This window comes from uncultured Pluralibacter sp., from assembly GCF_913775985.1.
Lineage (GTDB): Bacteria > Pseudomonadota > Gammaproteobacteria > Enterobacterales > Enterobacteriaceae > Pluralibacter.
Window position 1 is genome coordinate 61,147 of sequence record NZ_CAJYMB010000051.1, and the last position, 6,263, is coordinate 67,409.

5 protein-coding genes are annotated in these 6,263 nt (G+C 62.3%); all 5 read left to right on the top strand.

The genetic code is table 11. The features are described 5' to 3' along the window. Entirely contained in the window at nucleotides 1–864 is an 864-nt protein-coding gene (locus tag QZ766_RS06355) for a dimethyl sulfoxide reductase anchor subunit family protein (RefSeq protein ID WP_297198966.1), read from the top strand. 271 nt (nucleotides 865–1,135) lie between these two features. Then, nucleotides 1,136–2,284 carry an MFS transporter gene (locus QZ766_RS06360; protein WP_297198969.1) on the top strand — a complete coding sequence of 383 codons (1,149 nt, stop codon included), beginning with the start codon at nucleotides 1,136–1,138 and terminating at the stop codon, nucleotides 2,282–2,284. A 102-nt stretch (nucleotides 2,285–2,386) separates the two neighbouring features. Then, a complete protein-coding gene (locus QZ766_RS06365) occupies nucleotides 2,387–3,250 on the top strand; it encodes a LysR family transcriptional regulator (protein WP_297198972.1) in 864 nt (287 codons plus the stop codon). A 237-nt stretch (nucleotides 3,251–3,487) separates the two neighbouring features. Beyond that, on the top strand, nucleotides 3,488–5,365 hold the full coding sequence (locus tag QZ766_RS06370; protein WP_297198976.1) for a protease modulator HflK: 1,878 nt from the start codon (nucleotides 3,488–3,490) through the stop codon (nucleotides 5,363–5,365). Beyond that, on the top strand, nucleotides 5,362–6,263 hold a 902-nt coding region (locus QZ766_RS06375), incomplete at its 3' end, for an SPFH domain-containing protein (protein ID WP_297198979.1). The genes QZ766_RS06370 and QZ766_RS06375, both read left to right, overlap by 4 nt.

Below are 6,263 nucleotides of genomic sequence, written 5' to 3' on the forward strand. Positions count from 1 at the left end.
ATGGGAAGTGGATGGCATGAATGGCCGCTAATGATCTTCACGGTCTTTGGCCAGTGCGTGGCGGGCGGATTTATCGTTCTGGCCCTGGCGATGTTAACGGGAAACCTGTCCCGTCAGCAGGAAAAAAGTGTCGTGACGGGAATGTTCTTCCTGTGGGTGCTGATGGGGATTGCCTTTGTTGCCTCAACCCTGCACCTGGGCTCGCCGCTGCGGGCGTTTAACTCTCTCAACCGGGTGGGTGCCTCATCGCTGAGTAATGAAATTGCCAGCGGCGCCATTTTCTTCGCCGTAGGCGGCCTCGGCTGGCTGCTGGCGGCGCTCGGCAAGCTGCCGCAGGCGCTGCGCGGCATCTGGCTGGTGCTGACCATGGTGCTGGGCGTGGTGTTCGTCTGGATGATGGTACGGGTTTACAACACCATTGATACCGTACCAACGTGGTACAGCGTCTGGACGCCGCTGAGCTTCTTCCTGACCCTGTTTATCGGCGGGCCGCTGCTGGGCTACCTGCTGCTGCGCGCGGCGGGCGTCGAGGGGCGGGCGATGCGCCTGCTTCCGGCGGTATCAATGCTTGCGCTGCTGGCCAGCGCCATTGTGGTGGTGATGCAGGGCAGCGAGCTGGCCACTATCCACAGCTCGATTCAGCAGGCGTCGGCGCTGGTGCCGGCCTATGGCTCACTGATGGCCTGGCGGCTGGTGCTGCTGGCTCTGGCGCTGGCGCTGTGGGTCGCGCCGCAGCTGAAAGGTCGTCAGGCTGGCGTTCCGCTGCTGTGCCTGGCCTTCGTGCTGCTGGTGGCCGGTGAACTCATTGGCAGGGGCGTGTTCTACGGCCTGCACATGACCGTCGGCATGGCGATTGCCAGCTAGGTAAATATTGCGTCGGGCCACCGGGCCCGGCGCAATAAAAAATGCGCTTTATCCATGAAATATTTCAACTGAATATTCCCGCCCGATTAATCTCTTTTCTAATTAAAACAACAGCATAATTTTTGGCCCGGCGTTATTTCCATTTCACTGGATTAAAAACATGAATGGATGCCCGCAAAACCCCGCCAGCACTGGCCTGAGGGCGATTGACTTTGCCTACAGGAGTGGCATGATGCGCGCGAAATCTGAACTTCCTCACGGTTTTTAATCCATGTCCACTTATACCCGGCCGGTGCAGCTTCTGCTCTGCGGCTTATTACTGTTAACGCTGGCGATTGCGGTTCTGAATACGCTCGTCCCGCTGTGGCTCGCCCATGACAATCTGCCTACCTGGCAGGTCGGGATGGTGAGCTCGTCCTATTTTACCGGCAACCTGGTCGGTACGCTGCTGGCCGGACGTCTGATTAAGCGTCTCGGCTTCAACCGCAGCTACTATCTGGCGTCGATTATTTTCGCCGCCGCCTGCGTTGGACTTGGATTTACCCTCGGCTTCTGGAGCTGGCTGAGCTGGCGTTTCCTCGCCGGTATCGGCTGCGCGATGATCTGGGTTGTGGTCGAGAGCGCGCTGATGTGCAGCGGCACCTCCCGCAATCGCGGACGCCTGCTGGCAGCCTATATGATGATCTATTACGTCGGTACCGTACTGGGCCAGCTGATGGTCAGCAAGCTGCCGACGGATCTAATGAGCGTACTGCCGTGGGTTACCGGCCTGAGCCTGGCGGCGATTCTGCCGCTGCTGTTTACCCGCATCACCAACCAGCACAGCGAAGAGCACGAGCCGACGCAAATCTGGACGATGCTGCGCCTGCGCCAGGCGCGCCTTGGGGTGAACGGCTGCATTATCTCCGGTATCGTGCTCGGCTCGCTGTATGGCCTGATGCCGCTGTGGCTGAACCATAAAGGCGTGAGCGACTCCGGTATCGGTTTCTGGATGGCGGTGATGGTCAGCGCCGGTATTCTCGGCCAGTGGCCTATTGGCCGTCTGGCGGACAAGTTTGGCCGTCTGCTGGTGCTGCGGGTACAGGTTTTTGTGGTGATCGTGGGCAGCCTGGCGATGCTCGGACAGGCGGCGATGGCGCCAACCCTGTTTATTCTCGGCGCCGCCGGCTTTACGCTCTATCCGGTGGCAATGGCCTGGGCCTGCGAGAAAGTGGCTCACCATCAGCTGGTGGGCATGAACCAGGCGCTGCTGCTGAGCTACACCACCGGCAGTCTGCTTGGCCCAACCCTGACATCAATGCTGATGCAGAACTACTCGGATAACCTGCTGTTTATCATGATCGCCAGCGTGTCATTTATCTACCTGCTGATGCTGCTGCGTAAGGCCGAACATCATCCGACGCCGGTGGCGCATGCCTGATCCTGCCTGAGTGAAGAAGAACGAAAGCCTGTCATGCGACAGGCTTTTTTCTTTTCCCGCACTTCGCTAAGGTAAGGGCCCAAACGTTGACAGGGATATCCCATGGAACCAGTACGTTTTACCCTCGCCCAGATTGAAGCCTTTACCTGCGTGTGCGAAAGCGGGACGCTGACCCAGGCCGCCCACAAGCTGAAAAAAGACCGCACCACCGTGAGCGAGCTGGTGGACTATCTGGAGATCGATCTCGGCTACGCCCTGTTTGACCGGGCTACAAGGCCACTGACCCTGACGCCGCACGGGCAGCGGCTGTACCGCCAGGCGCGGCTGTTTCTTCATGAGGCGCAGGCCTTCTCCCGCATCGCCAGACAGATACCCGAGCAGGTGGAAACCCACCTGACGCTCTGCTATGACCTGTTTACCCCCCGAAAACTGCTGCTGGAGCTCGCCAGTCGCCTCCGGGAGCAGCAGATCGAGCTGGATCTGATCGCCTGCGAGCGCGCCGAAGCGGAAAAATGGCTGGATGAAGGTAGCGCCGACGTGGGCCTGTTTCAGGCGCTGAACCGCTCGATTAACGACAGGCTGCACTGGCGGGCGGTGGGCAGCGTCTCGCTGGCGGTGTACGCCCGCAGCGATTTTTTTGCCAGCCGACCCGTCTCGCAGCTGCATCTGGCCTCAAAACCGCAGCTGATGCCGTTTCGCGATCTGCCGCCTTCGCTGGCGGCCCGCCTGCAAATTGCCGACCGGCTGATCCACGTCAATGAGATCGCGCTGCTCGACGGCCTGCTACAGGCCGGGTGCGGCTGGGCGTTCCTGCCGGATCATTTTGACGCCGGGCGGCTGGACGGGGTTGCGCGCATTGAGACTGAAATGGGCGAGCGCGGTCTGACCCATCCTCTGGTGGCGCTGTGGAAGCCGGGGCGGATCGGGACCGCCGTTCTCGGCCGGGTGCTGGCGCTGATTGAGTAGGCCCATTTCTGAACACTTTCTTTCTTCGCAGCGCGCGCCGCTCAATCTTCAGAATCCCCGACGCTGGCGGCGGTAAAGTGCAACTTAATGCTGTACATATTGTAACAATATAACGTTAACTTTACGCCCGTTTTTCTATCAGAATCACGCAACGATTATTGCGGATAGCTGGTTTATGTTGCCGATGTTCATTTCCTGCCGCCTCCTGCTGACGGCGGTAAACCCGGCGGAGGGCGCATGACGCCCGCGTCTCCCGATATTTCTCCCCTGTGCCGGCGCCTGCTGCTGGCGCAAACCGTACTGTACGGGCTGCTGGTCCTTTCGGGGCTGGTATACCTGTGTCTGGAGCTGATTGCGCCGCCGGGCTTCTGGCTGCCGGTAGCGCGCCTGACGCTGGCGACGTCGCTGCTGGCGCTGGCGCTTGTCGATAACGCGCTGCGCAGCGAAGGCTACAGGCCCGCGGATGAGAACGAATTCCCAAAGGCGGGCGAGGGGAAGCCGGGACGTCCGCGGCTGGCGCCCGGACTGCGAAGGCGGCTGCAGCATTTTCACCAGCATCTGGCAACCACGCTAATTACCGGCGGCGTGGCGTTCGCGCTGGCTGCTGCTAACCTGAGCGACGCGCAGTGGGCCAGGGTTGAGCGCCCGATGCCGCTGCCTCTGATTGGTTTTTTTGTACTGCTGTGCTTTGCGTTGCTGATTGTCGAGCGCACGCTTAGCTTTAAGCCGGTGCGCGGATGGCGCTACCAGCAGGATCACGTCGGCTTTGCGCGCGCCGTACTTAGCGTCTATCTGCTGCTGACCGGCGCGCTGCTTGCCGCCGCGATTGCGCCGCCGCTGGCGCTGTGGAGTATTGCGCTGGCGAGCCTCATCGTGCTGCTGGTGGCGCTGGAGTATCTGCTGCGCGCCGGCATGGCCCTGGCGGTGCCGCAGCCGGCGGAAGCCAGCCCGCGCTTTTTGACCCGCAGCCTGCTGGCGGACATGTATCAGTGGCCGCTGCGGCCGGTGGCGCGGGCGCTGCACCTGTTCCAGCAGCGTTTCGGCATCGATCTCAGCCAGATTCAGGCTTTTCGCCTGATGGGGCGAAGACTGCTGCCGGTGGCCTGCGGCATTGCTGCGGTGGGATGGCTGCTCAGCGGCCTGACCGAAGTTCAGCTGCACCAGCGGGGCATCTATGAGCGCTTCGGACGCCCGGTCGCCGTCCTGCCTCCCGGCCTGCACGCCGGACTGCCCTGGCCGTTCGGACGGGTAGTTGCCGTAGAGAACGGTATCGTTCACGAACTGCAGCTTAGCGATAGCGTGGAACAAACGTCAGCCGTGCAGCCCGACAGTGCGGAAGGGCCCGCGCCGCAGAGCAGCTGGCGCCTGTGGGACAGCAGCCACGCTACCGATCAGTCGCAGGTAATCGCCAGCGCCGCCGGGGACAGCCAGAACTTTCAGATGGTTAATACTGACATCCGGCTCATCTGGCGGGTGGGGCTTAACGACCGGGATGCGCTTAACAGCACTTACCACGCGCAGGCGCTGCCGGTGCTGATCCGCAGCATCGCCCGCCAGATACTGATGACCCAATTTGCCAGCAAGCAGCTGGATGCGCTGCTCGACCAGCAGCGGGCTACGCTGGCAGCGTCCCTTACCCAACAAATTCAGCAGCGCCTCGACCAGCTCAATACCGGCGCGGAACTGCTGTTTACCCGTATCGAAGCCATTCATCCTCCCGCGGGCGCCGCCGATGCCTATCACGGCGTACAGGCAGCGCAGATTGCCGCCGGCGCCCTGATTGCCCGGGAAAAAGGCTATGCGGCGGCGGTGTCTAACCGGGCGCAGCAAAACGCCACGACCGGCATGCTGGGGGCCCAGGCGTTTGCCGCGGAGGATCTCTCCCGCGCCCGCGCTGCGGCGGCCAACTTTACCGCCGAGCAGCAGGCGTGGCAGCAGGCGGGGAGCGCCTTTATTACCGAGCGGCGCTATCAGATCCTGACCCGGGCCCTGTCCCGCACGCCGCTTCTTATTCTGGATAGTCACCTGCAGGGCGACAGCCAGCCGGTGCTGGATTTACGCCAGTTCCCGATGCCGCCAGACAGCACCGCACCACAGAAGGCCAGTACAAAATGAAAATCACCGCGTTAACCCCCGCCAGCGGTACCGCCAGTGCGGTCAAGCGTCCGCCCCTGCCGCCGGCACCGCCGCGCGACAGGCGGATGCTGCGCATCGGCGTAGCCGCCTTTCTGCTGCTGCTGGCGGTGCTCACCGCCTGTCTGCTTGAGGTGCGCGCCGGCAGCGCCACCGTTATCACCCGCTTTGGCGATCCGGTGCGCGTTCTGCTGACGCCGGGCCTGGCCTGGCGGCTTCCGGCACCTTTTGAATCGCCGCTGGACGTGGATCTGCGGATCCGCTCTACCTCCAGCGGCCTGCAGGATGTCGGCACCCGCGACGGCCTGCGGGTGCTGGTGCAGGCCTGGGTTATCTGGAAAGTAAAATCCGACGATGCCGACGTGCTGCGCTTTATCCGCGCGGTACAGAACCAGCCGGACGAAGCCGCCCGGCAGATCCGCACCTTTATTGGTTCGGCACTGGAAACCACCGCCAGCAACTACGCGCTGTCCGATATTGTTAACGTGGATAAAAGCAAAGTAAAAATTGCCGACCTTGAACAGCAGCTGCAGGCGCAGCTGAAAACCCAGCTGCAGAACAGCTACGGAATCGATGTAATCCAGACCGGCATCGAGCGCCTGACCCTGCCTGCGGTGACCCTCAGCGCCACCGTGGACAGAATGCGCGCCGAGCGCGAAACCATCGCCACGGAGCGCACGGCCCAGGGCAAGCGGGAGGCGGCAGAAATTCGCTCCACCGCCGATCGCGATGCGCGCATTCTGGAAGCCGACGCCTCGGTGAAGGCCGCGGCAATTTCCGCCGCCGCCCAGCGCGACGCGGCGGGGATCTACGGTCGGGCCTGGCAGAGCGATCCGCAGCTTTACGCGCTACTGCGATCGCTGGACACGCTCGGCACGAT